Origin of the sequence: Pseudomonas sp. QL9 (genome assembly GCF_041409665.1) — a bacterium.
GTDB lineage: Bacteria > Pseudomonadota > Gammaproteobacteria > Pseudomonadales > Pseudomonadaceae > Pseudomonas > Pseudomonas knackmussii.
In genome coordinates, this window is the sequence record NZ_CP166971.1 from 5995286 (window position 1) to 6022238 (window position 26953).

Annotated in this window: 27 protein-coding genes; 14 read left to right on the forward strand and 13 right to left on the reverse strand. The window is 68.4% G+C overall.

All coding sequences use genetic code 11. From position 1 onward, the window contains the following. The first annotated feature begins 102 nt into the window (after positions 1-102). Positions 103-525 carry a VOC family protein gene (locus ACA097_RS27845; RefSeq protein ID WP_371367561.1) on the forward strand — a complete coding sequence of 141 codons (423 nt, stop codon included), beginning with the start codon at positions 103-105 and terminating at the stop codon, positions 523-525. A 321-nt stretch (positions 526-846) separates the two neighbouring features. Here ACA097_RS27845 and galU read toward each other — a convergent pair whose 3' ends face one another. After that, positions 847-1686 (reverse strand): UTP--glucose-1-phosphate uridylyltransferase GalU, encoded by an 840-nt coding sequence (galU, locus tag ACA097_RS27850; RefSeq protein ID WP_043252236.1) that lies wholly within the window; start codon positions 1684-1686, stop codon positions 847-849. Between the two features lie 410 nt (positions 1687-2096). Between galU and imuA the strand changes: the two genes are divergently transcribed. From imuA to ACA097_RS27865, 3 genes are read left to right on the forward strand one after another with little or no spacing between them, the layout of a single operon-like run. Next, positions 2097-2714, forward strand: a complete 618-nt coding sequence (gene imuA / locus ACA097_RS27855) for a translesion DNA synthesis-associated protein ImuA (RefSeq protein WP_043252235.1) — start codon at positions 2097-2099, stop codon at positions 2712-2714. Between the two features lie 7 nt (positions 2715-2721). Then, positions 2722-4137, forward strand: a complete 1416-nt coding sequence (locus ACA097_RS27860; RefSeq protein ID WP_371367564.1) for a DNA polymerase Y family protein — start codon at positions 2722-2724, stop codon at positions 4135-4137. Next, positions 4134-7208: an error-prone DNA polymerase gene (locus ACA097_RS27865; RefSeq protein WP_371370585.1), complete on the forward strand. Its 3075-nt coding sequence runs from the start codon at positions 4134-4136 to the stop codon at positions 7206-7208. Before ACA097_RS27860 ends, ACA097_RS27865 begins: the two co-directional genes overlap by 4 nt. On the opposite strand, the gene ACA097_RS27870 is transcribed toward ACA097_RS27865, so the two are convergent. Next, a complete protein-coding gene (locus ACA097_RS27870; protein WP_371367566.1) occupies positions 7205-7642 on the reverse strand; it encodes a VOC family protein in 438 nt (145 codons plus the stop codon). The two genes, ACA097_RS27865 and ACA097_RS27870, sit on opposite strands and share 4 nt — an antisense overlap. A gap of 17 nt (positions 7643-7659) precedes the next feature. Beyond that, positions 7660-8334: a glutathione S-transferase family protein gene (locus ACA097_RS27875; protein ID WP_371367568.1), complete on the reverse strand. Its 675-nt coding sequence runs from the start codon at positions 8332-8334 to the stop codon at positions 7660-7662. 124 nt (positions 8335-8458) lie between these two features. Between ACA097_RS27875 and ACA097_RS27880 the strand changes: the two genes are divergently transcribed. Continuing rightward, complete coding sequence (locus tag ACA097_RS27880; protein ID WP_371367570.1) at positions 8459-9376, forward strand: LysR family transcriptional regulator; 918 nt, start codon at positions 8459-8461, stop codon at positions 9374-9376. 4 nt (positions 9377-9380) lie between these two features. On the opposite strand, the gene thiM is transcribed toward ACA097_RS27880, so the two are convergent. Next, complete coding sequence (thiM, locus tag ACA097_RS27885; protein ID WP_084166628.1) at positions 9381-10244, reverse strand: hydroxyethylthiazole kinase; 864 nt, start codon at positions 10242-10244, stop codon at positions 9381-9383. A gap of 198 nt (positions 10245-10442) precedes the next feature. Here thiM and ACA097_RS27890 point away from each other — a divergent pair, with 198 nt between their 5' ends. Together ACA097_RS27890 and ACA097_RS27895 are read left to right on the forward strand one after the other, a co-directional pair. Then, positions 10443-12533 (forward strand): C1 family peptidase, encoded by a 2091-nt coding sequence (locus tag ACA097_RS27890; protein ID WP_371367573.1) that lies wholly within the window; start codon positions 10443-10445, stop codon positions 12531-12533. Positions 12534-12535: 2 nt separating this feature from the next. Further along, positions 12536-12937 (forward strand): hypothetical protein, encoded by a 402-nt coding sequence (locus ACA097_RS27895; RefSeq protein ID WP_371367575.1) that lies wholly within the window; start codon positions 12536-12538, stop codon positions 12935-12937. A 5-nt stretch (positions 12938-12942) separates the two neighbouring features. Here ACA097_RS27895 and ACA097_RS27900 read toward each other — a convergent pair whose 3' ends face one another. From ACA097_RS27900 to ACA097_RS27910, 3 genes are all read right to left on the reverse strand, one after another. Beyond that, positions 12943-14001: a hypothetical protein gene (locus tag ACA097_RS27900; protein ID WP_371367577.1), complete on the reverse strand. Its 1059-nt coding sequence runs from the start codon at positions 13999-14001 to the stop codon at positions 12943-12945. A gap of 155 nt (positions 14002-14156) precedes the next feature. After that, entirely contained in the window at positions 14157-14693 is a 537-nt protein-coding gene (locus ACA097_RS27905; protein ID WP_371367579.1) for a cysteine hydrolase family protein, read from the reverse strand. Positions 14694-14755: 62 nt separating this feature from the next. Then, a complete protein-coding gene (locus ACA097_RS27910) occupies positions 14756-15613 on the reverse strand; it encodes a LysR substrate-binding domain-containing protein (protein WP_371367581.1) in 858 nt (285 codons plus the stop codon). 133 nt (positions 15614-15746) lie between these two features. Here ACA097_RS27910 and ACA097_RS27915 point away from each other — a divergent pair, with 133 nt between their 5' ends. The 3 genes from ACA097_RS27915 to ACA097_RS27925 are packed head-to-tail and all read left to right on the forward strand — an operon-like array spanning position 15747 to position 18818. Continuing rightward, complete coding sequence (locus ACA097_RS27915; protein WP_371367583.1) at positions 15747-16799, forward strand: agmatine/peptidylarginine deiminase; 1053 nt, start codon at positions 15747-15749, stop codon at positions 16797-16799. A gap of 4 nt (positions 16800-16803) precedes the next feature. Next, complete coding sequence (gene aguB, locus ACA097_RS27920) at positions 16804-17712, forward strand: N-carbamoylputrescine amidase (protein ID WP_371367585.1); 909 nt, start codon at positions 16804-16806, stop codon at positions 17710-17712. A 2-nt stretch (positions 17713-17714) separates the two neighbouring features. Further along, complete coding sequence (locus ACA097_RS27925; protein ID WP_371367588.1) at positions 17715-18818, forward strand: extracellular solute-binding protein; 1104 nt, start codon at positions 17715-17717, stop codon at positions 18816-18818. 89 nt (positions 18819-18907) lie between these two features. Here the strand turns inward: ACA097_RS27925 and ACA097_RS27930 are convergent, their stop codons facing one another. Together ACA097_RS27930 and ACA097_RS27935 are read right to left on the reverse strand one after the other, a co-directional pair. Beyond that, positions 18908-19987, reverse strand: a complete 1080-nt coding sequence (locus ACA097_RS27930; protein ID WP_371367590.1) for a C45 family autoproteolytic acyltransferase/hydolase — start codon at positions 19985-19987, stop codon at positions 18908-18910. Between the two features lie 48 nt (positions 19988-20035). After that, complete coding sequence (locus ACA097_RS27935; protein WP_371367592.1) at positions 20036-20182, reverse strand: hypothetical protein; 147 nt, start codon at positions 20180-20182, stop codon at positions 20036-20038. On the opposite strand from ACA097_RS27935, the gene ACA097_RS27940 reads away from it, so the two are divergent. Continuing rightward, positions 20174-20356, forward strand: coding sequence for a hypothetical protein (locus ACA097_RS27940; RefSeq protein WP_330873407.1), 183 nt, complete (start codon positions 20174-20176; stop codon positions 20354-20356). The genes ACA097_RS27935 and ACA097_RS27940 overlap by 9 nt on opposite strands. A 7-nt stretch (positions 20357-20363) precedes the next feature. Here the strand turns inward: ACA097_RS27940 and ACA097_RS27945 are convergent, their stop codons facing one another. After that, the gene (locus tag ACA097_RS27945; protein ID WP_371370586.1) at positions 20364-21131 is read right to left on the reverse strand and encodes a substrate-binding periplasmic protein; all 768 of its coding nucleotides are present in this window, start codon (positions 21129-21131) and stop codon (positions 20364-20366) included. A 306-nt stretch (positions 21132-21437) separates the two neighbouring features. On the opposite strand from ACA097_RS27945, the gene ACA097_RS27950 reads away from it, so the two are divergent. Then, positions 21438-22172 carry an ABC transporter substrate-binding protein gene (locus ACA097_RS27950; protein ID WP_043252212.1) on the forward strand — a complete coding sequence of 245 codons (735 nt, stop codon included), beginning with the start codon at positions 21438-21440 and terminating at the stop codon, positions 22170-22172. Between the two features lie 22 nt (positions 22173-22194). Here the strand turns inward: ACA097_RS27950 and ACA097_RS27955 are convergent, their stop codons facing one another. After that, positions 22195-23412, reverse strand: a complete 1218-nt coding sequence (locus ACA097_RS27955) for a multidrug effflux MFS transporter (RefSeq protein ID WP_052355268.1) — start codon at positions 23410-23412, stop codon at positions 22195-22197. Positions 23413-23477: 65 nt separating this feature from the next. Beyond that, complete coding sequence (locus tag ACA097_RS27960; protein WP_043252211.1) at positions 23478-24461, reverse strand: aldo/keto reductase; 984 nt, start codon at positions 24459-24461, stop codon at positions 23478-23480. A gap of 251 nt (positions 24462-24712) precedes the next feature. Here ACA097_RS27960 and ACA097_RS27965 point away from each other — a divergent pair, with 251 nt between their 5' ends. Both ACA097_RS27965 and ACA097_RS27970 read left to right on the forward strand, forming a co-directional pair. After that, positions 24713-24865: a hypothetical protein gene (locus ACA097_RS27965; RefSeq protein ID WP_167333366.1), complete on the forward strand. Its 153-nt coding sequence runs from the start codon at positions 24713-24715 to the stop codon at positions 24863-24865. Positions 24866-24875: 10 nt separating this feature from the next. Further along, the gene (locus ACA097_RS27970; RefSeq protein WP_043252209.1) at positions 24876-25880 is read left to right on the forward strand and encodes an aldo/keto reductase; all 1005 of its coding nucleotides are present in this window, start codon (positions 24876-24878) and stop codon (positions 25878-25880) included. Positions 25881-25890: 10 nt separating this feature from the next. Here ACA097_RS27970 and ACA097_RS27975 read toward each other — a convergent pair whose 3' ends face one another. Further along, positions 25891-26784, reverse strand: a complete 894-nt coding sequence (locus ACA097_RS27975; RefSeq protein WP_043252207.1) for a LysR family transcriptional regulator — start codon at positions 26782-26784, stop codon at positions 25891-25893. Positions 26785-26953 lie beyond the last annotated feature (169 nt).

A 26953-nucleotide genomic window follows, 5' to 3' on the forward strand; every position in this document is an offset into this window, starting at 1 on the left:
CGAGGGACACCCCGTTCAGGCGGCCATACTGGAACATCCGTCGGGAGCGCATAAGCAGTCCTGACTGCCTATCCTTCAGGAGCAGCGAAAGAGGAAGCCGTCATGCGCCCGACCCTGACCCATCTGGCCCTGCATGTTCCTGACCTCGAGGCCAGCATCGCCTTCTACGAACGCTTCTGCGGCATGCGCGTAATCCACCAGCGCGAGGGCAAGGGCTCGCGCGTCGTGTGGATGGCGGAGCAGGGAAAAGAACACCAGTTCATCTTCGTCATCATGCCCGGCGGCGAATCCCGCCACCTGGCCAGCGACGATTACAGCCACTTCGGCTTTGCCGTGGACAGCCACGAGAAGGTTGACGCCATAGCCGCCGAGGCTGAACGCGCCGGCTGCCTGATCTGGCCACCACGCCAGGAGCCCTACCCGGTAGGTTATTACTGCGGCGTTCGTGACCCTGGAGGAAATTACGTAGAGTTCAGCTATGGCCAGCCGCTGGGGCCAGGGTCGGAGGCGATGCCAATACCGTAGGGGCGATAGGAGACTCAGACCGCCGTACCGAAGCACCCATCGATATTTTCCATGTATTTATCGAACTACAGTGGACTGCGCGATCCAGCGGGGAATTACGTGGAGTTCAGCTACGGCCAGCCGCTGGGACCGGGGTCGGAGGCGATGCCGATTCCGTAGGAGCGGACCTTCTCCGCGCGCCGATTTTCACCTGTAGGAGCGCGCCATGCGCGCGATTCGCGGCCATGGGCCGCTCCTACAGGGAGAACACCGAGTCGTTTGGGCAGAAACGAAAAAACCACCCGAAGGTGGCTTTTTCGATGAACCGTCAGAGCGCTGGGATTACCAGGCTTTACCGGTCTTGTAGAGGTTCTCGTAGCAGAAGTTGGTCGCCTCGATGTAACCCTCGGCGCTACCGCAGTCGAAACGCTTGCCCTTGAATTTGTAGGCCAGCACGCAACCGTCCTGGGCCTGTTTCATCAGGGCGTCGGTGATCTGGATCTCGCCGCCTTTGCCCGGCTCGGTCTGTTCGATCAGGTCGAAGATGTCCGGAGTCAGGATGTAGCGGCCGATGATCGCCAGGTTCGACGGGGCTTCTTCGGGCTTGGGCTTCTCGACCATGGTGTTCACGCGGTAGATGTCGTCGCGGATCATCTCGCCGGCGATCACGCCGTACTTGTTGGTCTCTTCCGGCGGTACTTCCTGGATCGCAACGATGGAGCAGCGGAACTGGTTGTACAGCTTGACCATCTGCTTCAGGACGCTGTCGCCTTCCAGGTTCAGGCAGAGGTCGTCCGCCAGGACCACGGCGAAGGGCTCGTCGCCGATCAGCGGGCGGCCGGTGAGGATGGCGTGGCCCAGGCCCTTCATCTCGATCTGACGGGTGTAGGAGAAGGTGCACTCGTCGATCAGGCGACGGATACCGACCAGGTATTTTTCCTTGTCGGTGTTACGAATCTGGGTTTCCAGCTCGTAGCTGATGTCGAAGTGGTCTTCCAGGGAGCGCTTGCCGCGACCGGTAACGATGCCGATCTCCGACAGCCCGGCTTCCAGCGCCTCTTCAACGCCGTACTGGATCAGCGGCTTGTTGACGATCGGCAGCATTTCCTTGGGCATGGCCTTGGTGGCCGGGAGGAAGCGGGTGCCGTAACCGGCAGCCGGGAACAGACATTTCTTGATCATGTGAGTCCTTCGACAGGAACGAGGGTATGAATGGCGCGCAGTCTAATGAGGCCGCGTGCGGCTTACAATGCCCGGCCCTTACTCCCTTGGGGGCGTCCGGACGAGGCGCAGAAGCCTGAACACGGCATCTCTGACCGGCTTTTCGCCGGCAAGTTCGATCAGTAATAGCAAAAAGTCAGCATCGACACATCGCACAACCCCGCCCGATCAATTCCTACAGACTCCTAAGAGCATGTCCGACGGACGGTCAGGCTGCGCGCCGCGCCCCTGCGTTGGCCGCCACGCCCCGCCGTGCGGCGATATTGACCCGTGGGCAGAGGTCGACCGATACTGTATTTCCATACAGTATTTTCTGACATCCCCATGACGCCTTCATCCCTTCCCTTCAGACACATCCTCCCGGTGCGGACATGGGCGTCGCGCTAGCCCTGGGCGAACTGCTCGACCAGCGCCGCGTCTGGAAAGGCCCGTCGCTCGCCGCGCCGGCCGGCGCCCAGCCCACTGGCCATGCCCGCCTGGACGCCCTGCTGCCCAGCGGCGGCTGGCCGGAAGCGGCGCTCAGCGAGATCCTCCATGCCGCCGAGGGCATCGGCGAACTGCAGCTGCTCTGGCCGACCCTGGCGCGCCTGAGTGCCGCTGGCGAGCGCCTGGTGCTGGTGGCTCCGCCGCATGTGCCCTACCCGCGCGCCTGGCTGGACGCCGGTGTCGATCTGCGCCAACTGATCTGGGTCGAGGCCGACGGCCGCGACGCGCTCTGGGCCGCCGAACAAGCGCTGCGCTCGGGTTGCTGCGGCGCCGTGCTGTGCTGGCCGCAGCAGGCCGACGACCGCGCCCTGCGCCGCCTGCAGGTGGCGGCGGAAAGCGGCCAGACCCTGGGCTTCGCCTTCCGCCCGCTGCGCGAGGCAGTCAACCCCTCCCCCGCGGCCCTGCGCCTGGCGGTCGAGACGCGCCCGGCGCAGCTGCGCGTGCTCAAGTGCCGCGGCGGGCTGGCCCCGGCCAAGCCGCTGCCTTTGGCGGCGCTGCACTGAGGCCGACATGCTCTGGGCCTGCATCCTTTTGCCACAGCTGGCGATGGACGCCGCGTTGCGCGGCCGCGCCGATCCCGAAGCACCCCTGGCCCTGCTCGGCGGCCCGGCGCAGCGCCGTGTCATCCAGGCGCTCAACCTGGCGGCCCGCCAGCTCGGCCTGCGCCCCGGGCAATCGCTGACCGCCGCGCGCGCCCTGAGCGGCGATTTCGCCTGTGCCGACTACGACGCAGAGGAAATCCAGCGCTGCCACGACCTGCTCGCCGCCTGGGCCTACGGCTTCAGCTCACAGGTCAGCCAGCACTATCCGCGCGCCCTGCTGCTGGAGGTGCGTTCCAGCCTCGGCCTGTTCGGGCCCTGGCCGCGCTTCGAGGCACGCCTGCGCGCCGAACTGGACGCCCTGGGCTTTCGCCAGCGCATCGGCCTGGCGCCCAATCCGGTCGCCGCGCGGGTGCTGGTCAACGCCGGCGACGGCCTGGTCGTGGAAGACCCCGGCGAGCTGCGTGAAGTCCTCGGCCGCCTGCCGCTGGATCGCTGCGGCCTGCCGAAAGAAGCCCTTTCCAGCCTGGCGCGCATGGGCTTGCGCAGCCTGCAGCAGGTCCTCACCCTGCCCCGCGACGGCCTGGCCCGGCGCTTCCCGCCGACGCTGCTGCAGCACCTGGACGCCCTGCTCGGCCAGCGCGCCCTGGCCCTGGACTTCTACCGTCCGCCGGAGGTCTTCGAGTCGCGTATCGAGCTGAACTTCGACGTCGAATCGACCCAGGCCCTGCTCTTCCCGCTGCGCCGCCTGACCGGCGACCTCGCCGCCTTCCTCGCCGGGCGCGACAGCGGCGTGCAGCGTTTCGAGCTGCACCTGGAACACCACGGCCGAGGCGACACGCGCATGCCGGTCGGCCTGCTCAGCGCCGAGCGCGACCCGGCGATGCTCTTCGAGCTGACCCGTGGCCGCCTGGAGCACCTGCAGTTGCCCGCCCCGGTGTATGCCGTGCGCCTGCACGCCGACGAGCTGCCGGCCTTCGCCCCCGAGCACCGCCAGCTGTTCGACGAGCGCCCGCAGCAGTCGCTGCCCTGGGAGCAACTGCGCGAACGCCTGCGCGCCCGTCTCGGCGACGACGCCGTACATGGCTTGGGCGCCCTCGCCGAGCACCGACCGGAGCAGGCCTGGCAACCGCGCGACAACCCGCGTCCGCCGCCGCTGGCACCCTGCGGCCCGCGCCCCGGCTGGCTGCTGGCGCAACCGCAGGTATTGCGCGAAGCCGCACCGCGCATCCTCGCCGGACCGGAGCGCATCGAGTCCGGCTGGTGGGATGGCGGCGACCTGCGCCGCGACTACTACCTGGTGGAGACCCGTGCCGGCCAGCACGCCTGGGTCTACCGCGAGGTCGGCAGCGAGGGGCCGTGGCTGATCCATGGCTGGTTCGCATGACCCACGCCTATGCCGAACTGCACTGCCTGTCGAATTTCAGCTTCCAGCGCGGTGCCTCCAGCGCCCAGGAACTCTTCGAGCGTGCCGCGCGCCTGGGCTACCGCGCCCTGGCGATCACCGACGAGTGCAGCCTGGCCGGCATCGTCCGCGCCTGGCAGGCGGCCAAGGCCTGTGAACTGGCGCTGATCGTCGGCAGCGAAATGCGCATCGACGCCGGCCCCACGCTGGTCCTGCTGGCGCAAGACCTGGCCGGCTACCAGAACCTCTGCCGGCTGATCACCCAGGCCCGGCGCCGCGCCGACAAGGGCAGCTACCACCTGGTGCGCGAAGACTTCGACGACGACCTCGGCGGCCTGCTGGCGATCTGGCTGCCCGAGCCTGATGGCGAACCCCACGGCGCCTGGCTGCGCGAACGCTTCGCCGGGCGCCTCTGGCTCGGCGTGGAGCTCCATCGCGGCGCCGACGACGCCGGCCGCCTGCGCCAGGCCCTGGCCCTGGCCGAGCGCCAGGGCATCCCCGCCGTGGCCTGTGGCGACGTGCACATGCACGCCCGTGGCCGCCGCGCCCTGCAGGACTGCATGACCGCCATCCGCCAGCACCTGCCGGTGCACGAGGCCGGTGCCTGGCTGTACCCCAATGGCGAGCGCCACCTGCGCCCGCGCGAGGTGCTGGCCGAGCTGTATCCGCCAGCCTTGCTGGAAGAGACGCTGCGCATCGCCGAACGCTGCACCTTCGACCTCGACCAACTGGACTACCAGTACCCGCGCGAACTGGTGCCCGAAGGCCACACGCCGAGCAGCTGGCTGCGCGAGAAGACCGAGGAAGGCCTGCGCCAGCGCTGGCCGGACGGCGAGAGCGCCAAGACCCGCCAGCAGATCGAGCACGAACTGGCACTGATCGCCGAGCTCGGCTACGACAGCTACTTCCTCACCGTCCACGACCTGGTCGCCTTCGCCCGTGGCCGCGGCATCCTCTGCCAGGGCCGTGGCTCGGCGGCCAATTCGGCGGTGTGCTTCGCCCTCGGCATCACCGAACTGGACCCGTCGCACGGCAACCTGCTGTTCGAGCGCTTCATCTCCCGCGAACGCAACGAACCGCCGGACATCGACGTCGATTTCGAGCACGAGCGCCGCGAGGAAGTCATCCAGTACGTGTTCCGCCGCTACGGCCGGCATCGCGCGGCGCTGACCGCCGTAGTCAGCAGCTACCGCAGCGCCGGGGCGATCCGCGACGTGGCCAAGGCCCTGGGCCTGCCGCCGGACCAGGTCGACGCCCTGGCCGATCGCTGCGGACGCTGGAGCGAAAAAGTGCCGCCGGAAGAACAACTGGCCGAGGCCGGCTTCGACCCGCAGAGCCCCATCCTGCGCCGGGTACTGGCGCTGACCGCCGAGCTGATCGGCTTCCCGCGCCACCTGTCGCAGCACCCGGGCGGCTTCGTCATTTCCCAGCAGCCGCTGGACAGCCTGGTGCCGGTGGAGAACGCCGCCATGCCCGAGCGCACCTTGATCCAGTGGGACAAGGACGACCTCGACGCGGTCGGTCTGCTCAAGGTCGACGTGCTCGCCCTGGGCATGCTCAGCGCCTTGCGCCGCTGCTTCGACCTGATCGAGCGCTACCGCGGCCAGCGCTGGAGCCTCGCCAGCCTGCCGGCGGAGTGCCCGCAGACCTACGCGATGATCAGCCGCGCCGACACCGTGGGGGTGTTCCAGATCGAGTCGCGGGCGCAGATGGCCATGCTGCCGCGCCTGCGCCCGAAAACCTTCTACGACCTGGTGATCGAGGTGGCCATCGTCCGCCCGGGGCCGATCCAGGGCGACATGGTCCACCCCTACCTGCGTCGGCGGAACGGCGAGGAGCCGGTGGAATACCCCTCCGAAGAGCTCAAGCCGGTATTCCAGCGCACCCTCGGCGTGCCGCTGTTCCAGGAACAGGTCATGCAACTGGCGATCATCGCCGCCGAATACAGCCCCGGCGAGGCCGACCAGCTGCGCCGCTCGATGGCCGCCTGGAAGCGCCACGGCGGCCTGGAGCCGCACCGGCAGAAGCTGTTCGAGCGGATGGGCGCCAAGGGCTACCCGCAGGAATACATCGCGCGCATCTTCGAGCAGATCAAGGGCTTTGGCAGCTACGGCTTCCCCGAGTCCCACGCCGCCAGTTTCGCCCTGCTCACCTACGCCAGCTGCTGGCTGAAATGCCACGAGCCGGCGGCCTTCGCCTGCGCCCTGATCAACAGCTGGCCGCTGGGCTTCTACAGCCCCGACCAGGTGCTGCAGGACGTGCGCCGCCACGGCATCGAGGTGCGCCCGGTGGACGTGCGCTATAGCGACTGGGACTGCGCCCTGGAGGACAACGGCCAGCCGCAGCCGGTGATCCGCCTGGGCCTGCGCATGATCCGCGGCCTGCGCGAAGACGTCGCACAGCGCATTGCCCAGGCCCGCCAGCAGCGCGACTTCCGCGACATGGAAGACCTCAGCTACCGCAGCAACCTCGACGCCGCCACCCGCGAACGCCTGGCCGACGCCGGCGCCCTGCGCGGCCTGGCCGGGCACCGCCACCGCGCGCGCTGGGCCGCCGCCGGGGTGGAACCGCAGCTGCCGCTGTTCGCCGGCCAGGAAAGCGCGGCGGAAACCCCGGTGAGCCTGCCGCTGCCCAGCGTCGGCGAAGACATGCTCACCGACTACGCCAGCGTCGGCACCACTCTCGGCCCGCATCCAATGAGCCTGCTGCGCAGCCAGTTGAAGGCGCTGCGCTGCCGCAGCTCGCGCGAACTGCCGGATCTCGAGCCCGACCGGCCGCTGAGCGTCGCCGGGCTGGTGATCGGCCGGCAGCGCCCGCAGACCGCCAGCGGCGTCACCTTCGTCACCCTGGAAGACGAGTTCGGCCTGATCAACGTGGTGGTCTGGCGCGACCTCGCCGAGCGCCAGCGCCGGGTCTTCCTGCAAGCGCAGCTGCTGCAGGTGCGCGGCCGCCTGGAAAGCGAAAGCGGCGTGCGCCACGTGATCGCCGAACAGTTGCTCGATCGCACCGAGCTGCTCAGCGGGCTGGACGTGCGCAGCCGCGATTTCCGCTAGCGACGCGGGCCGAAGAGGTTGATCAGGTTGCCTTCCGGGTCGCGCAGCAGGGTCGAGCTGCGCGACTCGTTCAGCGGCTGCTCCTCCCAGAGCAACTCGACGCCCGCCGCGCGCAGGTGCTCGCCCACTGCGGCGAGGTCGTCGCACTGCAGCACCAGCGCCTTCCAGCCGAGCACCTGCAGGTGCCGTGGCGGCGGCGTACGGTCGACCTCGCGCAGGGTCGCGCGGCGGCTGGCCACCAGCTCCAGGCGGATGCCGGCGCCGACCAGCATGGCGAAGTCCGCCGCCACCGGCTCGAAGTGCCCGCGCTCCTCGACGGCAAAGCCGAGGACGCGCTGGTACCAGTCGATTGCCCTGGGGAGATCGGCCACGGCCAGCGCCAGGTTGTTCAGTTGCAGGCGGCCGGCAAGCGGATGGGTAGCGGACGTGCTCATGGGAAGACCTCCTGGGCTCAGGCCGGGACGTTCTGCGGGAAGAGCGCGCGACGGGTTTCCTCGTCGAACTCGGCCTTCAGCACCAGGCGCTCCTTGAGTTGCAGGGCGCGCTGCGCCGCCGGCCGCTCAGCGATTTCGGCGACCAGCCGTTGCACGTGCGGATAAGCGCTCAGGCCCTGCTCGCCAAGGATGTAGCCGGCGAAGTTGGCCCAGCCCCACAACGCGATGTCGGCGATGCTGTACTCGTCGCCAGCCAGGTAGCGGCTCTGCGCCAGGCGTTCGTCGAGCACCCGGTAGTGCCGCTCGACTTCCTTCAGGTAGCGGTTGCGCGCATAGGGCAGCTCTTCAGGAGCATGGTGCAGGAAGTGCACGGCCTGGCCGGAGAACGGCGACAGCCCGGTGGCGATGAACTGCAGCCAGGACAGCAGCGCCGCGCGCTCGACCGCGCCGGTGGGCAGGAAGCGCCCGTGCTTCTCGGCGAGGTAGAGCAGGATCGCGTGGGAATCGAACACGGTGGCGTCGCCATCGACCAGCGCCGGCACCTTGGCGTTCGGGTTGATCTTGCGGAAGGCCGGCGTGTGCTGCTCGCCCTTGAAGGTATCGACGCCGATCAGCTCGTAGGGAACCTGCAGTTCCTCCAGCAGCAGCGCGGCCTTCATCGGGTTGGGGGACGGGTGGAAGAAGAATTTCATGGGGGCATCCTCGATGGCGGATCGGCCTACCGGGGATTCGGTAGCGCCGTTGGAGAGGATGTTGCGGCACTCTCGTTCGAATGACGTACGATTCCACCGACCAGAACATTCGAAGGTTTCGAACATGCTTGCCACCGAAGAACTCGCCCTGCTGCAAGCCATCCGCGACACCGGCAGCCTGTCCCGCGCCGCGGCGCGCCTGGGCAAGGCGCCTTCCAGCGTGTCCTACGCCGCGCGGCAACTGGAAGAACGCTTCGACGCCCTGCTCTTCGACCGCCGCCGCTACCGCCTGCAGCTGACCCCGGCCGGCGAGCTGCTGGCGCGCGAGGCCGAGCGCCTGCAGCAGGATGTGGAGCGCCTGACCCGCCGCGTGCAGCAGGTCGCCAACGGCTGGGAGAGCCGGCTCTGGATAGTCACGGATGAGTTGCTGGAGTTCGACAGCCTGTTGCCGGTGATAGACGGGTTCGACGCGCTGCAGTCGGGCGTATCGCTGCGCTTCACCCACGAAGTGCTCAAGGGTGTCTGGGAGGCGCTGCGCGATGGCCACGCCGATCTGGTCATAGGCGCCACCAACGAGCCACCGGCGACGCCTTCTCTGCGCTGGTTCGAGCTGGGCCGCATGGACTGGGTGTTCGCCGTGGCGCCCAAACACTCGCTAGCCAAGGCCACCGAGCCACTGAGCCGGGCCCAGCTCGCCGAGCACCGGGCGGTGGTCGTGGCGGACTCTTCACGCGATGGCCAAGGTCGTACCTACGGGGTTTCCGGCGGGCAGCCGGTGCTGGCGGTGCCAAGCATGCGCGGCAAGATCCTCGCCCAGCGCGCCGGACTGGGTGTCGGCTGGCTGCCGCGCCAGCGGGTCAGCGGGCTGTTGGCGCGCGGCGAGCTGGTGGAGAAAGCCACGGCCGATCCGCGCGAGCCGAACATCCTCTACGTCGGCTGGCGCGGCGACCAGGAAGGTCCGGCGCTGCACTGGTGGCTGGAGCGTCTGCGCGAACCGCGCCTGGCGCAACGCCTGGTGCAGGGCCTGGACGCCTTCGCCTGACGAATCAGGCGCCGGCCTGCTCCGGCATCAGCTGCGCGCGCTGGCGGATGAGTTCAGCATCCACCGCATCCAGCGCATCGAGGAAGAGCGCGGCGAAGGTCCCAGGACCACGACTGCCCTCCTCGGCCAGCTCCGAAGCCACGGCGAAATGCACATGGGCCGCGCTCAGGGCGGTGAAGGCATCTTCGCTGACCGCCAGGTAGGCAGCGACCAGCGCACCCAGTGCGCAACCCGAGGCAGTCACTCGCGGCAGCAAGGCGCTGCCGCCACCGATGCGCAGCAGGCGCGGCACGGCGCTGTCTGCGCTATCGCCGACCCAGCCGAGCACATGGTCGACCGGCCCCGAAGCCGAAACCGCCTGGCACTGCCGCAGCAGCTCCACCGCCGCCGGCACCGCTTGCGCCGGGTCGTCGGAGCTGTCGAAGCCCGGCGCACCCTCGCCCAGCCCGGCCAGGCCGATGATCTCCGAGGCATTGCCGCGCACCACCGAAGGGTTCTGTCGCAGCAGCTCGGCGGCTACCGCGCCGCGCCAAGGCAGGCCGCCAGCGCCAATCGGATCGAGCACCCAGGGCCGCCCCGCCGCGTTCGCCGCCTGCACGGCCAGGCGCATCGACTCGACCTGGGCGCTGGTCGGCGTGCCCAGGTTGACCAGCACGGCACCGGCCACCTTGGCGAACCCGGCGGCCTCCTCGGGGTTGTCGACCATCGCCGGCGAGGCCCCGGCGGCCAGCAGCACGTTGGCCATGAAGTTCGCCGAAACCACGTTGGTCAGGCATTGCACCAACGGCCGCCGGGCACGCAGTTCGGCGTGGGCGGCGACTATGCCGTCGAGGGTGGGCAGGCGTTTGGCGAGGGGCAGTGCAGGCATGGATATCTCCGGGGGTAGAACGGGGTGCGGCTAATTTACCGGTTCCCGGCGTGGACCGCAGGTCGGCGTTTCTCCCGCGCCGGCACGGCTTGGCTAGCCTTCGCTGGAGAGCCCGGCACACGGCAGTTTCCCGCGCTCAGGAGGCAGTAGCAGAACAAGGTTGTGCCAGCCGCGCACGGAGCGGCAAGGAGAGCACCCATGGCACCCCGGACCCGCAAGACGGCGGCCACGGCCGCAGCCAAACCCGCCCAACGTAAATCTCCCGCAAAAGCCGCCACCGCCAAGAAGACGACTGCGCCGCCCAAGGCCACTCGGCGGACACTCGACGCCCGCCCGGACAGCCTCGACTTTCGCGACAACCTCTATGTGCCGACCCTGGTGGAGGTGCCGATCCGCCGCGAGCTCGCCGACTACCGCAAGGCCAAGGTGCCGATCCTCGACCAGGGCCAACAGGGCGCATGCACCGGCTACGGCCTGGCCACGGTCGCCCATTACCTGCTGCGCACCCGCCAGTACAAGCCCGACGCCACAGACGTCAGCCCGCAGATGTTCTACGACATGGCCAGGCGTTACGACGAGTGGGCCGGCGTGGAATATGACGGCTCCAGTTGCCGGGGGGCCATGAAGGGCTGGTACAAGCACGGCATCTGCAAGGACGCCAACTGGCCGGCCGGCAAGGCCGCCCCGACCTTCAGTTCCGCCCTGGCCGCGGAAGCTTCCGAGCGGCCGCTGGGTGCCTACTTCAGGGTCAACCACACCGATATCGTGGCGATGCATGCGGCCCTCGCCGAGGTCGGCGTGCTCTATGCCAGCGCCAACGTCCACGCCGGCTGGGAGGCTGTCGACGCGCAGAGCGGCAGGATTCCGCCCTCGGACAAGCTGCTTGGCGGCCACGCCTTCGCCATAGTCGCCTACGACGAGGACGGGTTCTGGGTGCAGAACTCCTGGGGTCCAACGTGGGGCTACCAGGGCTTCGGCCACCTGAGCTACGACGACTGGCTGGCCAACGGCTCGGACACCTGGGTCGCGCGACTCGGCGCGCCGATCCGCAGCACGCTGGTGGCCAAGCAGACCAACTCCGCCGCCGGCGGCAGCGCCAGCTTCTCCATGGAAACGCTGCGCGATGTGCGCCCCCACGTCATCAGCCTGGGCAACAACGGCCTGCTCGATCCGCAGGGCGACATAGGCACCACGGCGGATGGCGTGAATGAAATCTTCACCGTGGACTTCCCACGCCTGACCCAGGGCTGGAAGAAGAAACGCATCGTCGTCTACGCCCACGGTGGGCTGGTCAGCCAGAGTAGCGCCATCGAGACCGTCAGCGGCTATCGCCAGGCCCTGCTCGACGCCGAGTGCTATCCGCTGGCCTTCATCTGGCATTCCGACTTCTGGACCACACTGGGCAACATCCTCGCCGACGCCATGCGCCGGCGGCGTCCCGAAGGCGTGCTGGACGCCAGCCTGGACTTCATGCTCGACCGCGCCGACGACCTGCTCGAACCCCTCGCCCGCTTGCTGAGCGGCAAGGCCGAGTGGGACGAAATGAAGGAGAACGCCCTGCTCGCCACCACCGGCGCCAATGGTGGTGCGTGCCTGGCGGCAAGCTACCTGGCGCAGCTTGCCCCGGCCGGCGTGGAAATCCACCTGGTCGGACACAGCGCCGGCAGCATCCTGCTTGCGCCACTGGTGCAATACCTCACCACTCAGGGCGCCATGAACGGCGGCCCCATGGCCGGCAGCGGCCTGCAGGGCCTGAATGTCTCCGTAGCGAGCTGTCACCTGTGGGCGCCGGCCTGCACCATGCAGCTGTTCCTGGACGCCTACCTGCAGCCGATCCAGAACGGCCGCATTGGCCGCTTCGGGCTGTTCACCCTCACCGACCAGGCAGAACGGGACGACAACTGCGCGCGTATCTACAACAAGTCGCTGCTCTACCTGGTATCCGACGCCTTCGAGGATCAGGTGCGCATCCCGCTGATCCACCCCGATGGCGAGCCGATCCTGGGCATGGCCACGTTCATCCGCAAAACCCGTGCGCTCATGCAATTGTTCAAGGCCGGCGGCAACGCCGACTGGGTCCAGGCGCCGAACAACCTGCCGGCGGGCGATCGCGGTGCCTCGGCGGCACGCCACCACGGCGACTTCGACAATGACGATGCCACGGTGCGCGCCACCCTCGCGCGCATTCTCAACGCCAGGGCCGTCGCCCAGCCCATGGCCATTGCACAGAGCACCTCGGCGATGGCGCAACGGCGGCAACAGATGCTCCAGGCGAGCACACGGAGGTGAACATGTGTCCCTACTACGTCCCCGCGACCGCTTCCAGCTACGACTCCGGCTACCAGGTCCAGGCCGGGCACACCTATCACTTCTCCGTCGAAGGCGAATGGTCCGACGATACCGATCCGATGACCCCGGCCAGCGGCCTCAGTCCCGATCCGGGTGGCGTTCGCGCCTGGATGGGTTGGGCCAAGCGCGTACCATCGGCACCCTGGATGGTACTGCTGGTGCGCAGCAAGGGGCCCGAGGGGACTTCGCCGTGGCGCGTGCTGGGCAACGGCGGCGATCTCAGTAATCTGCCGCGCGGCGAGCTGCAGTTCTGCGCCAACGACGTGCTGGGCTTCTACCACAACAACCACGGGGGGATGCGCGTCACGGTGACCGACTTGAGCGAGCCCGCGCCAGCCAACTGATCGCTTCAGGGCACCTGGCCGGCATCCGGGACCGACTGCGGTGCGGCCTGCACGCGCGGCTGTTCGCTTTCGAGCAGGTTGCCTTCGACCTGTATCGAGAGGTAGCGCACCCCGGCCAGCACGCCGCTGTCGGGGTCGTTCATCAGTTTCAGCCATTGCTCGTCGAAGGCCGCGTTGACGCTCTTGCGCAGCTGCACCTCCATTTCCGGCCGAGCCTTGTCGCGGCTCATCACGCTAAAGCCGAGGCTGCCGAGGGAGATCATCGCGCCCGCCACCTTGCCCACCGCCGAGGCAACTGCGCTGGCCGCGCCGCCGACGGTCATCTCGCCGACGAGTCGTTCGCTGGTCTGCTTGGCCACCGCCGCCATGCCGGCGTCCGGTTCCTCGACGCTGGTGCCGGCCTTGCCGGCCTGGCGCACGTGTTCGAGCAGCGCCGTATAGGCCGGCACCGACTGCGGCGAACGCGCGTGGAGCAGCTGGAACAGCGAGGCGTTGCGCGCCTCTGGCGGGCCCAGGACGATGGCCGGGATGTCTTGCAGGCGGCGGTCGAAATCGCCTTGGGCGATGCCGTAGCGGCCGGGCATCGCCTTCACCTGGGCTCCCAGTTCCTGCAGGTAGTAATCGGTGGAGGCCTGCATGATCGAGTCGGGGTCCATCTGCCGCCCCACCGCGTCGAGCACGCGCTTGCGGTATTGCCCTTGCAGGTAGTTGGCCAGGCGCGTGGCCGGCTCCTCGTCGTTCTTCGCGCCGAGCTTGTACCAGGCCACCCGCACGCCCAGCCATTCCTGGGTCCAGTAGCTGGAGAACCAGGGGATGAAGTCCGCATCGGTGCGCTGGTAGACCAGATCCATCCAGTCCTGCATGGCGCCTTGGGCGTAGTCCTCGGCCTTGCCGCTGGCGGTTCTGGAGGCTGCCGCCAGGTCGGCGTCCACCTGCTGCCAGGTCTCCGGGGCGACCGGCTTGCTCGGATGCCCGGCGCAGCCGCCCAGTGCCAGCGCAAGACCGAGCAGCGCGGCGGCGAATGACCAGCGGATGGCGGATAGCAGTTGCGGAACAGCGTTCATGGCGACGCACTCGCTGCGCGGCCCGCCCGTACCGCGTCATTGCCGATGCCCGGCCGCCCCTCCCCGGCACGGCGTCTTCATTGAGTATAGGTAGCGGGCCCGACCGCTCCTGCGGGTTAGGACCGCCACCACGCCACAGCGTGCGCGCTTGCCGACTAGCGGACGCTCACCTCGGCAGCCGCCAGCACCTCCAGGCGCGGGGCGAAGCTGCTCATGCTGGAGAAGGTGGCGTTGTGGTGGGCGATGATCTGTTCGGCCTTGAGCACGGCGTTGTCGACGGTCGAGTGGGCGTCGGCCACCAGGGTCACGTCATAGCCCTTGGCCAGGGCGCTGCGCACCGTGGTGTCGACGCAGAAGTCGGTCTGCAGGCCGCAGATCACCAGGCCGTCGACGCCCAGTTCGTTCAGCACTTCGGCCAGGTCGGTGCCGTTGAAGGAGTCCGGCGTGGTCTTGCGCACGCGCGCATCGCCCTCGCCCACCAGCAACCCTTCGGCCAGTTGCCAGCCGTCGCTGTCGTAGCGGAAGTCGCCGTCCGGCTCTTCGTGCTGGACCAGCACCACCGGCACGCCGGCGGCGCGCGCCAGCTGGCTCAGGCCGTTGATCCGCTGCAGCACGCGCTCGATGTCATGGGCGGCACCGGCGCCGCTGCAGAGGGCCTGTTGTACGTCGATGATGAGCAAGGCGGTGGTCATGGCGTGTCCTACGCAATGGGAGATCGGGGTTCGCTTTTTAGCAGAACCGCGAGCCTCGCGCCTCAACCTTGCAACGCCTCGGCCAGCCAGTCGCAGAAGTCCCCAGCCAGGGCGTTGCGCTCGCTGTCGCGGTGCACCAGCCAGGCCCAGTTGGCGCCGCGCACGCTTTGTTCGGTGAGCGCCACCAGACTGCCGCGCGCCAGGGCGTCGCCGGCCAGCAGGCGGCTGACCAACGCAATGCCGAGCCCTTGGCAGGCGGCATCGAGCAACTGGCCCGGATCGGAGAAGTTCAGGCCCTTGGCGCACTGCCCGACCGACTCGCCGCCCTGCAGCTGCCAGTAGGCCCAGTCCATCTCGCGCTCGCCGTGCAGGGTGGTGCGCTCGGCTTCCGGCTGCGCCAGCACGGCCGGATGACAGGCCGGATACAGGCGGTCCTCCAGCAGCACGCGGAAGGTGCATTCGGCCTGGGCGCTGAGGTCGTCGCGCACGGCGACGTCGACCGTCTGGGTCGCCATGTCCGGCGTCTCGTCGGTGGTCAGCAGCCACAGGTCGACCTGCGGGTGGCGGCGATGGAAGTCGCCCAGGCGCGGCACCAGCCAGTGGCGGGCGAAGGCCGGCGTGGTGTTGACCACCAACTGGTTCGGCTTGCGGTACTGGTCCAGGCGGCGGATGCCCACGGCCAGTTGCTGCAGCAGCGCCTGGGTGGTGCTGAGCAGGTCGAAGCCGGCGTCGGTCAGCGCCACCTTGCGCCCCTGGCGATGGAACAGCGGCTGTTCGAGGAAGCTCTCCAGGCTGCGGATCTGCTGGCTGATCGCCGACTGGGTGAGGTGCAGCTCCTCGGCGGCCTTGTGGAAGCTGCCCAGCCGGGCGGCAGCTTCGAAACCGCGCAGGGCATTCAGCGGGGGCCAGTGCTTGAGCATGATCGATAAGTCCTGCTAATCGAATTTCCGCAAAATCTATCGTTTGTTGCCGCGATTTCACAGGCCTAGGATGAACTCCAGGCGCCTACCTCCGTTTCCATCCAATAAAAATTCCTTACCTGAAGGTTCCGCTATGCATCGCAACGACGATTGGCAGAACGGCTGGCGCATGCCTGCCGAATGGGTCCCCCACGCCGCCACCTGGATGGCTTTCCCGCACAACATTTCGCTCTGGGAAGGCAGCTGGCGGGTGACGCTGGAGCAAGTGCAGGAAGACTTCGCCCGGGTCGCCAACGCCATCGCCCGCTTCGAGCCGGTGAAGATGGTGGTCGACCCTTCGGCCGTGGAGCGCGCCCGCGAACTGTGCGGCGCGAACGTCGAACTGCTGCCGATCGCCATCGACGACAGCTGGTGCCGCGACTCCGGCCCGACGTTCGTCTGCCACCCGCAACTGGGCCTGGCCGGCGTGAGCTGGCGCTTCAACGCCTGGGGCGGCAAGTCGGCCCACGGGCTCGACGAGGGCCTCGGCCGGCGCATCCTCAACCAGCTCGGCCTGGAATGCTTCGGCACGCCGCTGGCCAACGAAGGCGGCGCCATCCACGTCGACGGCGAAGGCACGCTGATCACCACCGAATCGGTGCTGCTCAACGGCAACCGCAACCCGGGCATCAGCAAGCGCGAGATCGAGGACGTGTTCAGCCGCCTGCTGGGCATCCGCAAGACCATCTGGCTGCCGGGCGATCCGGACTACGTCACCGGCGACATGACCGACGGCCACGTCGACGGCGTCTGCGCCTTCGCTCGCCCCGGCGCGCTGCTGATCGACGCCACCCGGGACGCGAACTCCACCTACGCGAAAGTGGCGAAGGAAAACCGCCGCGCCCTCGAACTTGCCACCGACGCCCAGGGCCGCCGCTTCGAGATGCTCGAACTCTTCGAGGCCAGCGACGCGGTCGATCCCGAGGCGGAAGTCTTCTGCGCCTCCTACACCAACTTCTACCTGGCCAACGGCGCGGTGATCATGCCGGCCTACGGCATCGACGCCGACCAGGAAGCCGCCGAAACCCTGCGCCTGGCCTTCCCCGGCCGCGAAGTGGTGCCGGTGCAGATCAACCACCTGGCCCACGGCGGCGGTGGCGTGCATTGCATCACCCAGCAGCAGCCGGCCTGGCCGGTGCGGGGGTGATGCGATGAGCCTGCTGACCGTCGCCACCGTGCAATTCGCCTGCAGCTGGGACCTGCGCGCCAACCTCGACACCGCCGAGCGCCTGGTGCGCGAAGCGGCCGCCGCAGGCGCGCGGCTGATCCTGCTGCCGGAACTCTTCGCAACCCCCTACTTCTGCATCGAGCAGGACCACCGCCACCTCGCCCTGGCCGAACCCTACGCCGGCAGCCCGCTGCTCGCGCGCTTCGCCGACCTCGCCGGGGAGCTGGGCGTGGTGCTGCCGCTGAGCTGGTTCGAGCGCGCCGGCAACGCCTACTTCAACTCGCTGACCGTGGCCGACGCCGACGGCCGCCTGCTCGGGGTCTACCGCAAGACGCACATCCCCAACGCCATCGGTTACCAGGAGAAGGAGTACTTCAGCCCCGGCGACACCGGCTTCCGCGTCTGGGACACCGCCGTCGGCCGCCTGGGCATCGGCATCTGCTGGGACCAGTGGTTCCCCGAGACCGCGCGCTGCCTGGCGCTGCAAGGCGCCGAGGTGCTGCTGTTCCCCACCGCCATCGGTTCCGAGCCGGGCGCCGCGCATCTCGACTCGCGCGATCACTGGCAGATGACCCAGCGCGGCCACGCCGCCGCCAACCTGCTGCCGGTGCTGGCCTCCAACCGCATCGGCGAGGAAGTGGCCGGCAGCGACGCCAGCCTGCGCATGCGCTTCTACGGCTCCTCGTTCATCAGCGACCACAAGGGCCAGCTGCTGGCCTCTGCCGACCGCGAAACGGCCGGTGTGCAGGTGCGCACCCTCGACCTCGCTGCGATGCGTGAGGAACGCCTGAGCTGGGGCATCTACCGCGACCGCCGGCCGGAAATGTACGGCCCGCTGCTGGGCCTCGACGGCCAGCACGTCCATCCACGCTGGCAAGGCCTGGGAGTCTGACGATGAAACGCGACAAACCGATCCGCATGGCCGCGCTGGGGCTGATCCTGGCCGGCGCGCAGCTGAGCGCGCACGCCGAGGACAAGGTCCTGCACCTGTACAACTGGGCCGACTACTTCGCCCCCGACACCCTCGCCGCCTTCACCCGCGAGACGGGCATCCAGGTGGTCTACGACATCATGGACAGCAGCGAGACGCTGGAAGCCAAGATGATGTCCGGGCACAGCGGCTACGACATGATCTTCCCCGGCGACACCGTGGCCGAGCGGCTGATGCGCGCCGGCGCGCTGCAGAAGCTCGACCCGGCGAAGCTGGAGCACCTGGACGACATCGAGCCGGGCCTGCGCGAGCTGCAGACCAAGTACCCCTACTCGCGCCACGCCGTGGTGCCCTACACCTGGGGCACCGTCGGCCTGACCTTCAACCGCGCGATGATCGACAAGCGCCTGCCGGATGCGCCGGTGAACAGCCTGGACATGCTGTTCAAGCCGGAGCTGGCGGCGAAGTTCGCCGATTGCGGCATCTCGATGATCGACTCGCCCGACGAAGTGCTGGCCGTGGTGCTCAACTACATCGGCCGCGACCCGCGCAGTGGCGATCCCAAGGACCTGGCCGACGCCGAAGCGGTGCTCAAGCGGATCAAGCCGTACATCCGCAAGTTCCAGTCGCAGCCGGTCACGCAACTGGTCAACGGCGACATCTGCCTGTCGCTCGGCTACAGCGGCGACGTCACCCAGGCGCAGCGCGCCGCCGACGAAGCGGGCAAGAAGGAGCGCTTCGAGTACCGCGTGCCGCGCGAGGGCACCAGCATCTGGATGGACACCATGGCCATCCCCGCCGATGCGCAGCACCCGGAGTACGCCTACGCGTTGATCAACTTCATCATGCGGCCGCAGAACATGGCGGCGATCAGCAACGCCACCGGCTACCCGACCTCCAGCGCCAAGGCCAAGCCGATGGTCGATCCGCTGATGCGCGACAACCCGGATATCTACGTCGACGAAGCCACCTACAAGCGGCTGATCCCCGGCAAGGACATCCCGCAGCGCACCATGCGGGCGCGGATGCGTGCCTGGACCGACTTCAAGACCGCGTCGAGCCACTAGGACCAGGCGCCCCGCTCCGCTCGCGGCGGCGGGGCGTCAGGAGAGTTGGAAGTGTCGGGAGCGACGCCGCGCGGACGTCGCCCGACGGCTCAGAAGCACAAGGCGCCGTCGCGGGCCAGGGCCTTCGGGGTGCCGGCGACGTACTCCAGGGCGCAGCCGGCGGTGTCGATGGATACCGACAACAAGGTTTCCCAGCGCTCGGTTTCCGGCTGGCTCGGGTCCGGGTGGAAGCACACCACCGCCTGATCGCCCGCCGCGCCGCAGAAGGCATCGGCGCGCTCGACCAGCTCGGTACGAACCATTTCCGGGGTCATCGCCTTCAGGTGATCGAGGCGCGCATAGGTAGTGGAGACGTCGGCGGTGCGTTCGCCACGGACCAGATCGGGGTCGAGGAAGTGGTTGGTATGCAGCAGCCAGCCGTCGTCGCCGGGCAGGACCACGCCAACATGCGCAGGGCTCATCTCGATGCTTGCCGCGCGCGGCTTCCCATCAGCCTGGGTGAAGGCGGTCAGCACGGTGGAAGCACTCACCCGTGCCGAACGCGCCAGGGCGATGGCCTCCTCCACGCTGCGCGCCTCTTCCAGCACGCGGCGGGCTATGGCGTGCACCGGCACCCCGGCGTCACCGTTGTCGCTGGCGTGGTGCAGGATGTTGAAGTGCAGGCCCAGGCCGGCGCTGTTCACGCCGATCTTGCCGAGCATGCCGAACTCGGTGAACAGCTTGACCGTCAGGCCTGTGGCGCCGACGAACTGCAGCAGCAGGCCGTGGGGCACCAGGCTGTCGTGCCAGTCCCAGGTCTGCAGGCTCAGCGGAGCCGCCGCACCGGCCGGTGCGTACACCGAGGTGGAGCACTCGCCTTCCACCGGCTGCGCCGGCATCACCGCGAGAATCTCGGTGCGCGCGTTCAGCGCCGCCAGTTGCCACAGCGGGCGCTGCACGCCTTCGGCCAGGCCTTCGATCTCCCGCGCCAGCGCCGGGCACCAGGCATCCAGCGCGGCCAGGCTGGCCTCGCCGATGTTGCGAACCTGCACGTTGGGAATGCCCAGCTTGGGGAAGAACGCCAGGTACAGGTCCAGGCTGCGGCCGATCTGCGCCGCCCACTGCTCGCCGATCTGCCGGCCGCGCTGGTAGGGGTCGCGAAGGTCGCTGACGAAGGAATGAATGATCACTGCAAGGCTCCTTGTTACGAAGAATACCGGGCTCCGGCGGGAGCCTCGCTACAGGCTCGCGCCCCGACGACTATAGATCTCGCGGCCGGCGAACCGGGCTTTAAGCACCTTGCCGTGCGGGTCGATGACCTGGGGGCCGGGCTGCTTCAGGCGCAGCACCTCGGCGTCGGTGCCCACAGAGAGGATTTGGAGCACGCCCACCTGGAACGCGGGGAGTTGGTGGAGCAGCTACCGGATTGCTGGCGCGACCAGAGCGCCTTCGGCCCGACCATCCACGTGCTCTTCCTGCCGCACCGGCGCACCACCCGCAAGGTGCGGGTGTTCATCGACTACTTGAAGGCCCACCTGCAGGCCGAGGGGCTGGGTTGAGGCGGCGTCAGCGGCCGAGGTAGCGGTCGACGATGTGCTGGTACTCGCCGCTATCGACCACCGCGCGCATCTCCTGGGCGTAGTGGTCGGCGAACTCGGGGGTGTTCGAGCGCTTGCTGAAGGCCACTTCCGAGGCGTCCGAGGAGACCACCACGTCGGTGGCCACGATGCGCTCGCTCAGCCCCAGCTGGCGCAGCTCGTACAGGCCGCTGTTCTCGTCGGCGATGATGCCGTCGAGGCGCTCCTTGTCGATCATGTGCCAGAGGTTGAGGCGGTTGGCGTTGAAGAACACCCGCCCGGCGAAGTCGGTGTGGCTCATGAGCTGCTGGTAGGACTCGCCGTAGGCCACGCCGACCTGGGCGCCGAGGCGGAATGAAGTGCTCAGCAGATCGAGCAGGTCGTGCAACAGGTATTGCGCCTGGAGCTCCTTGCGCATGAAGAGGATGTTGCGCGACGGTTTCCAGATTGCGCCGGAGAAGTAGGCGTAGACCTCGCGCTCGGGCTTGCGGAAGGCGCCGGGCAGCACGTCCAGGTGACCGTTCTCCAGCTCCTTCAGTGCCCGCGCCCAGGGCAGCTTGACCAGTATCGTGCGGCAGCCCATGCGCTCCAGCACGTGGCGGTTCAGGTCGACGTAGATGCCGCCGACCGAACCGTCCTCCAGTTGCATGCTGAAAGGCGGATCGTCGTCCCAGCGCAGGGTCTTCTCGCAGGCCAGCAGGTACGCGGGCAAGAACGCGAGGAAGAGCGCGGGGACGAAGTCGCGCAACAAGCGCACCAATGACGCAGAGCGGGCGGCAATTCTCGGCAAGGTCGCAGCTCACAGCGGTCGGGGTCCGGCGAGTCTAGAGAATTGAGCGGGCCTCCGGATAGCCCTACGGGCGTCCAACGCAGCGATGAATACGACCCTTGGGGCCGATTCCGCTCGCCGAGGCGATCGCCATTGCGCGCAAAGCCGCGTGCCAAAGCGGTCGGCGCGCTCCGATGGATGCTGGCAAAATGATGACGAATGGCCATTTTGTCCCGCGACAACGCCCATCCTGCCCTATAGTCTCTGGCGCGCCTCATCCTCGGGATCCGCTTCATGAAGCTGCTGTTCGCTTGCCTCCTTTCCCTTTGCTCTTTCGCCGCCAGCGCGGCCGAACTGCACCTGCTCACCGACGACCACCCACCGCTGCAATTCCTGCAGCAGGGCCAGCTCAAAGGCTACGGGGTGGACCTGGTGCATGCGCTGGCAGGGCTCACCGGCGACCGCGTGCGGCTGGACCAGACGCCCCTGCGCCGCGCCCTGCTGCTGGCCGCGCAAACCCCGGACACCGGCGTCTTCCTGGTGCTCCGCAGCCCCGAGCGCGAAACGCAGTACCGCTGGGTCGGGCCGGCGCTGGACGTGCAGATCGGCCTCTACTCGCTGGGCGACAAGCCGCTGCCGCTGGCCAGCCTGGAACAGGCCCGGCATGCCGGGCGCATCGCCGTACCGCGCAAATGGCTGGGCTACAGCTACCTGCAGAAGCACGGCATGGACAACCTGTACGGCGTGGAAAGCCCCGAGCAGATGATGAACCTGCTGAAACTCGGCCGCGCCGATCTGGTGGTGGCCGATGATCACACCATCACCTCGCTGGCCCGCGACGCCGGCATCGACCCGCGCCAGATCCACCTGCGCCTGGCGCTGCTGCGCCAGGGCGTCTACATCGCCTTCTCGCCGCAGACCGACGCACAGCGAATCGCGAACTGGCAGGCGGCTTTGGATCAGCTGCGCCAGCAGGGCGAGCTGCAGCGCCTCGCGCAGCAATGGCAGGTCGACCAGGCCTGGCGCTGAAGCGCCCTGCCCGCGACATTCACTAGCGTGCCGGCGCCTCTCCGGCAGCCACCAGCATCCGCGCGCAGCACAAGCTCCCAAGTCCGCACAGGGCGATCACCCAGCCCATCGGCCAGGGCGTGCCGTCGGCGCACAAGCCGACCAATGCAGAACCGAGAATGCCCGAGCCGTAATGGATCGAGCCGATCAGGGCCGACACCGCGCCGGCCTGCTGGGGCGAGCCGGCCAAGGCGCCGGCGATGGAGTTGGCGACCACGAAACCGGTGGCCGCGATGAACAGGAACAGCGCCAGCGCCAAGGCCGGCAAGCCACCCATGTCGGTTGCGGCGACAGCTGCCAGGATCAACCCGGCGCCCGCCGCCATGCCGCAACCCAGGCGCAACAGGCGGTCGCTGCCGTAGCATTCCACCAGGCGCGCATTCACCTGGTTGGTCAGCATGATGCCGACGATGCCCACGGCGAAGAGCACGCCATACAGTTGCGGCGAAAGATGGTGGTAGTCGATGTAGGCGAACGGGCTGCCGGCGATGTAGGCGAACATCCCCGCATAGAAGAAGCCGCCCGCGCCGGCGTAGGCCAGGAAGCGCCGCTGCCGCAGCAGTTCGCCGTAGCGGTGCACGGCGCCGGCCAGGGGTTCGCGGCTGCGCAGCTCGGCCGGCAGGGTTTCCGGCAACAGCGCCAGCGCGCCCAGGGTGGCCAGGCCGACGCCGACCAGCACCCAGAAGATCGCCTGCCAGGACCCCAGCCGCAGGATCAGGCCGCCCAGGCTCGGCCCGACCAGGGGCGCGACCGCCATCACGGTCATCAAGGTCGAGAGCATCCGTGCAGCCGCAGGCCCCGAGTAGAGGTCGCGGACCATGGCACGGGCCAGGACCACGCTGGCGCAGGCGCCGACCGCCTGCAGCACGCGCCAGCCGATCAGCGTCGGCGCGCTAGTGGCCAGCGCACAGCCGGCGGAGCCGAGGATGAACAGCACCAGGCCGATGGCGATGGGCAGGCGCCGGCCGTGTCGGTCACCGATCGGCCCCCAGAGCAGTTGGCCGAGGCTGAAGCCGACCAGGTAGCCGGAAATGCTCAGCTCGACGCTGCCGGGGCTGGCCGCCAGCGCAGCGGCCATGTGCGGCAGCGCCGGCAGGTAGAGGTCGGTGGAGATGGAAGCGAAGGCCATCAGGGTGCTGAGGATCAGCAGGACGCCGAGGCCCTGGTGCGGTGTCGCGGTGGAAATCAATTGTTCGGTCATGCACGCGGGTTTTGCAGTGGGAAGGACGGGCGCCCGCTCCGCCAGGAGTCGGGCGCCAGTTGTCGTCAGCGGTCGACGCGTTGTTGCAGGTGCGCCGGGTAGCGTTCGCCGACGACCTGGATCTGCTGCAAGGCAGCTTCGATGGCGGCCAGGTCGACTGCATCGAGGACGATTCGCGCGGCACCGAGGTTCTCTTCCAGGCGATGCAGCTTGGTGGTGCCGGGGATCGGCACTATCCAGGGCTTCTGCGCCAGCAACCAGGCGATGGCGATCTGCGCGCGGGTGGCGCCCTTGCCCTCGGCGATCCGCCCCAGTACGTCCACCAGTGCCGCATTCGCCTTGCGGTTTTCTTCCGAGAAGCGCGGCACCACGTTGCGGAAATCGCTGGCGTCGAAGTGCGTGTTCGCGTCGATGGCGCCGGTGAGGAAGCCCTTGCCCAGCGGACTGAAGGGCACGAAGCCGATGCCCAGCTCCTCCAGTACCGGCAGCACCTCCTTCTCCGGCTCGCACCACCAGAGCGAATACTCGCTCTGCAGCGCCGCCACCGGCTGCACCGCATGGGCGCGGCGGATCGACTGCGCGCCGGCTTCGGACAGGCCGAAGTGCTTCACCTTGCCTTCCTGGATCAGTTCGCGGACGGTGCCGGCGACATCCTCGATGGGCACGTTCGGGTCGATCCGGTGTTGGTAGAACAAGTCAATGCGGTCGGTTTTCAGGCGCTTCAGCGAAGCCTCGGCAACTGCGCGGATGCGCTCCGGGCGGCTGTCCAGGCCCTTGCTGGAATCGCCGTCGAGAAAGCCGAACTTGGTGGCGATCACCACCTGATCGCGCATCGGCGCCAGGGCTTCTCCGAGCAGTTCCTCGTTGGTGAAAGGACCGTAGGCCTCGGCGCTATCGAAGAAGGTCACGCCGCGCTCGAAGGCGGCGCGGATCAGGCCGATCGCCTCGGCCCTGTCGGTCGCCGGGCCGTAGCCGAAGCTCAGGCCCATGCAGCCCAGGCCCAGGGCCGAGACCTCCAGCCCGCCGTTGCCGAGTGTGCGTTTGTCCATGGGAGTTCCTCCTGCCCGGGTTCTGCCGAGGCGATTCAAGGTGGGTTCGAGTGGATTCAACTTTACTGAGCCTGCCCCGCCTTGATTAGCCAGCTGAATCCGCATTCGCTTATGAGCACCGCTCATGACTCATGGGCGGTCACTCATGAACTCGGCTCATAGGTCCAAGCGAAGCCGCGCTCTTAATCGCTGCGCGGCCGCTACGTAGCATGGTCGGCAAGGCAACGGCCCACCCCCACCGGAGACAGCCCATGAGCACTTCCCCCACTCCCGCCCGCCAGGCTTTCGGCGACATCGCCCCGGTCCTGGCCGACTACACCGACCAGGTGCTGTTCGCCATGAGCCAGCCGGACTCGGTGGACATCAACGAGATCCTCTTCCGCCCCACTACCCAGGAATATTGAGGCAACCCCCATGGAATACCGCTATCTGGGCCACAGCGCCCTCAAGGTGTCGCCCCTGTGCCTGGGCGCGATGATGTTCGGCGGCGAGACCGACGAAGCCACGGCCGCGCGCATCATCGCCAAGGCCCATGAGCAGGGCGTCAACTTCATCGACACTGCCGACGTCTACCATGCCGGCCGCTCCGAGGAGATCGTCGGCCGCGCCATCGCCGCGAACCGCGACGACTGGGTGATCGCCAGCAAGTTCGGCTACGCCTTCGGCCAGGGCCCCAACCAGCAGGGCCAGTCGCGCAAGTGGATCTATCAATCGGTGGAGGCCAGCCTCAAGCGCCTGGGCAGCGACTACCTGGACATCGTCTACTTCCACCGCTCGCTGAACGACGCGCCGCTGGAGGAAGGCCTGCGCGCCGTCGGCGAGCTGATCCGCCAGGGCAAGGTGCGCTACTACGGGCTGTCCAACTTCCGTGGCTGGCGCATCGCCGAGGTGGTGCGCCTGGCCGACCAGCTGGGCATCGACCGCCCGGTGGCCAGCGAGCCGCTGTACAACCTGGTGGACCGCACGGCCGAGGTCGAGCAGTTGCCGGCTGCCGGGCACTACGGCATCGGCGTGGTGCCCTACAGCCCACTGGCGCGCGGCGTGCTCACCGGCAAGTACCAGCCTGATGCCGCACCGCCCGCCGACTCCCGCGTCGGCCGTGGCGACAAGCGTATCCAGCAGACCGAATGGCGCCCCGAGTCGCTGCACGTTGCTCAGCGCATCGCCGAGCATGCGGCGGCGCGCGGCACTGCCTCGGCGGCCTTCGCCCTCGCCTGGGTGCTGAACAATCGCCTGGTCAGCTCGGCCATTGCCGGGCCGCGCACCGAGGCGCACTGGGACGGCTACATGGAGGCGCTGCAGGTGAAGCTGGACGCCGCCGACGAAGCCCTGGTCGACAGCCTGGTGCCGCCGGGCCATGCCTCGACACCGGGCTACTCCGACCCGGCCTATCCCATCGAAGGACGTCTGCCGCGCTAAAAGCGAGCCGTCACGGGCGGTAGCGCAGCGCCTCGACCAGCACCGCCAGGGCGCGCGAGGACTGGCGCCGGCTCGGGTAATAGAGGTGGTAGCCGGGGAAGGTCGGGCACCAGTCGTCGAGCACCCGTTCGAGCTGCCCCGCCGCTTCCGCCTCGAGCACCATGTCCTCCGGCAGGTAGGCCAGGCCGAAACCAGCCAGCGCCGCGCGCAGGATGTGCGGGCTGCTGTTGAACACCAGCTGCCCGTCCACCCGCGCCTTCACCTCATGGCCATCGCGCTCGAACTCCCAGGCCATCAGCCCGCCGTAGGTCGGCAGGCGCAGGTTGATGCAGGCGTGCTCGGCCAGTGCCTGCACGGTTTCCGGCCGGCCGTGAGCCTTCAGGTACTCGGGGCTGGCTACCACGGCCATGCGCAGGTCCGGGGCGATGCGCACGGCGATCATGTCCTTGGCCACCTGGTCGCCCAGGCGCACGCCGGCATCGAAGCGCTGCGCGGCGATGTCGGTGAGGCCGTAGTCGATGTTCACTTCCACCTTGATGTCCGGGTACTGCGGCAGCACCTGCACGAGCTTCGGCCAGAGCACCGTGGTCGCGGCATGCTCGGCGGCGGTGATGCGCAGGGTGCCGACCGGCTTGTCGCGGAAGTCGCTGAGCGCCGCCAGCTCCGCCTCGATCTCCTCGAAGCGCGGCGCCAGGGTCAGCAGCAGGCGTTCGCCCGCTTCGGTGGGCGACACGCTGCGCGTGGTGCGGCTGAGCAGGCGCACCCCCAGGCGGCTTTCCAGGGCGCGGATGGTGTGGCTCAGCGCCGACTGCGAGACGCCCAGCTGCGCCGCAGCGCGGGTGAAGCTGCCCTCGCGGGCCACGCTGACGAAAGCCTGCAGGTCATTGAAGTTCTCGCGGGGCATGGTCCGATCCGGCTGCACTGAAGAGGCGCCATCTTGCCATGCACGCCGAGCCGGCGACGATCCCTGCACCGGCCGCACCCTGCCAGGTGCGGCAACGCCATTCATTGTCTAGAGTTTCAGGCGCCGGATACTGAGCCGGCTGACGAACGAAGGACAAGGACAGACCAAC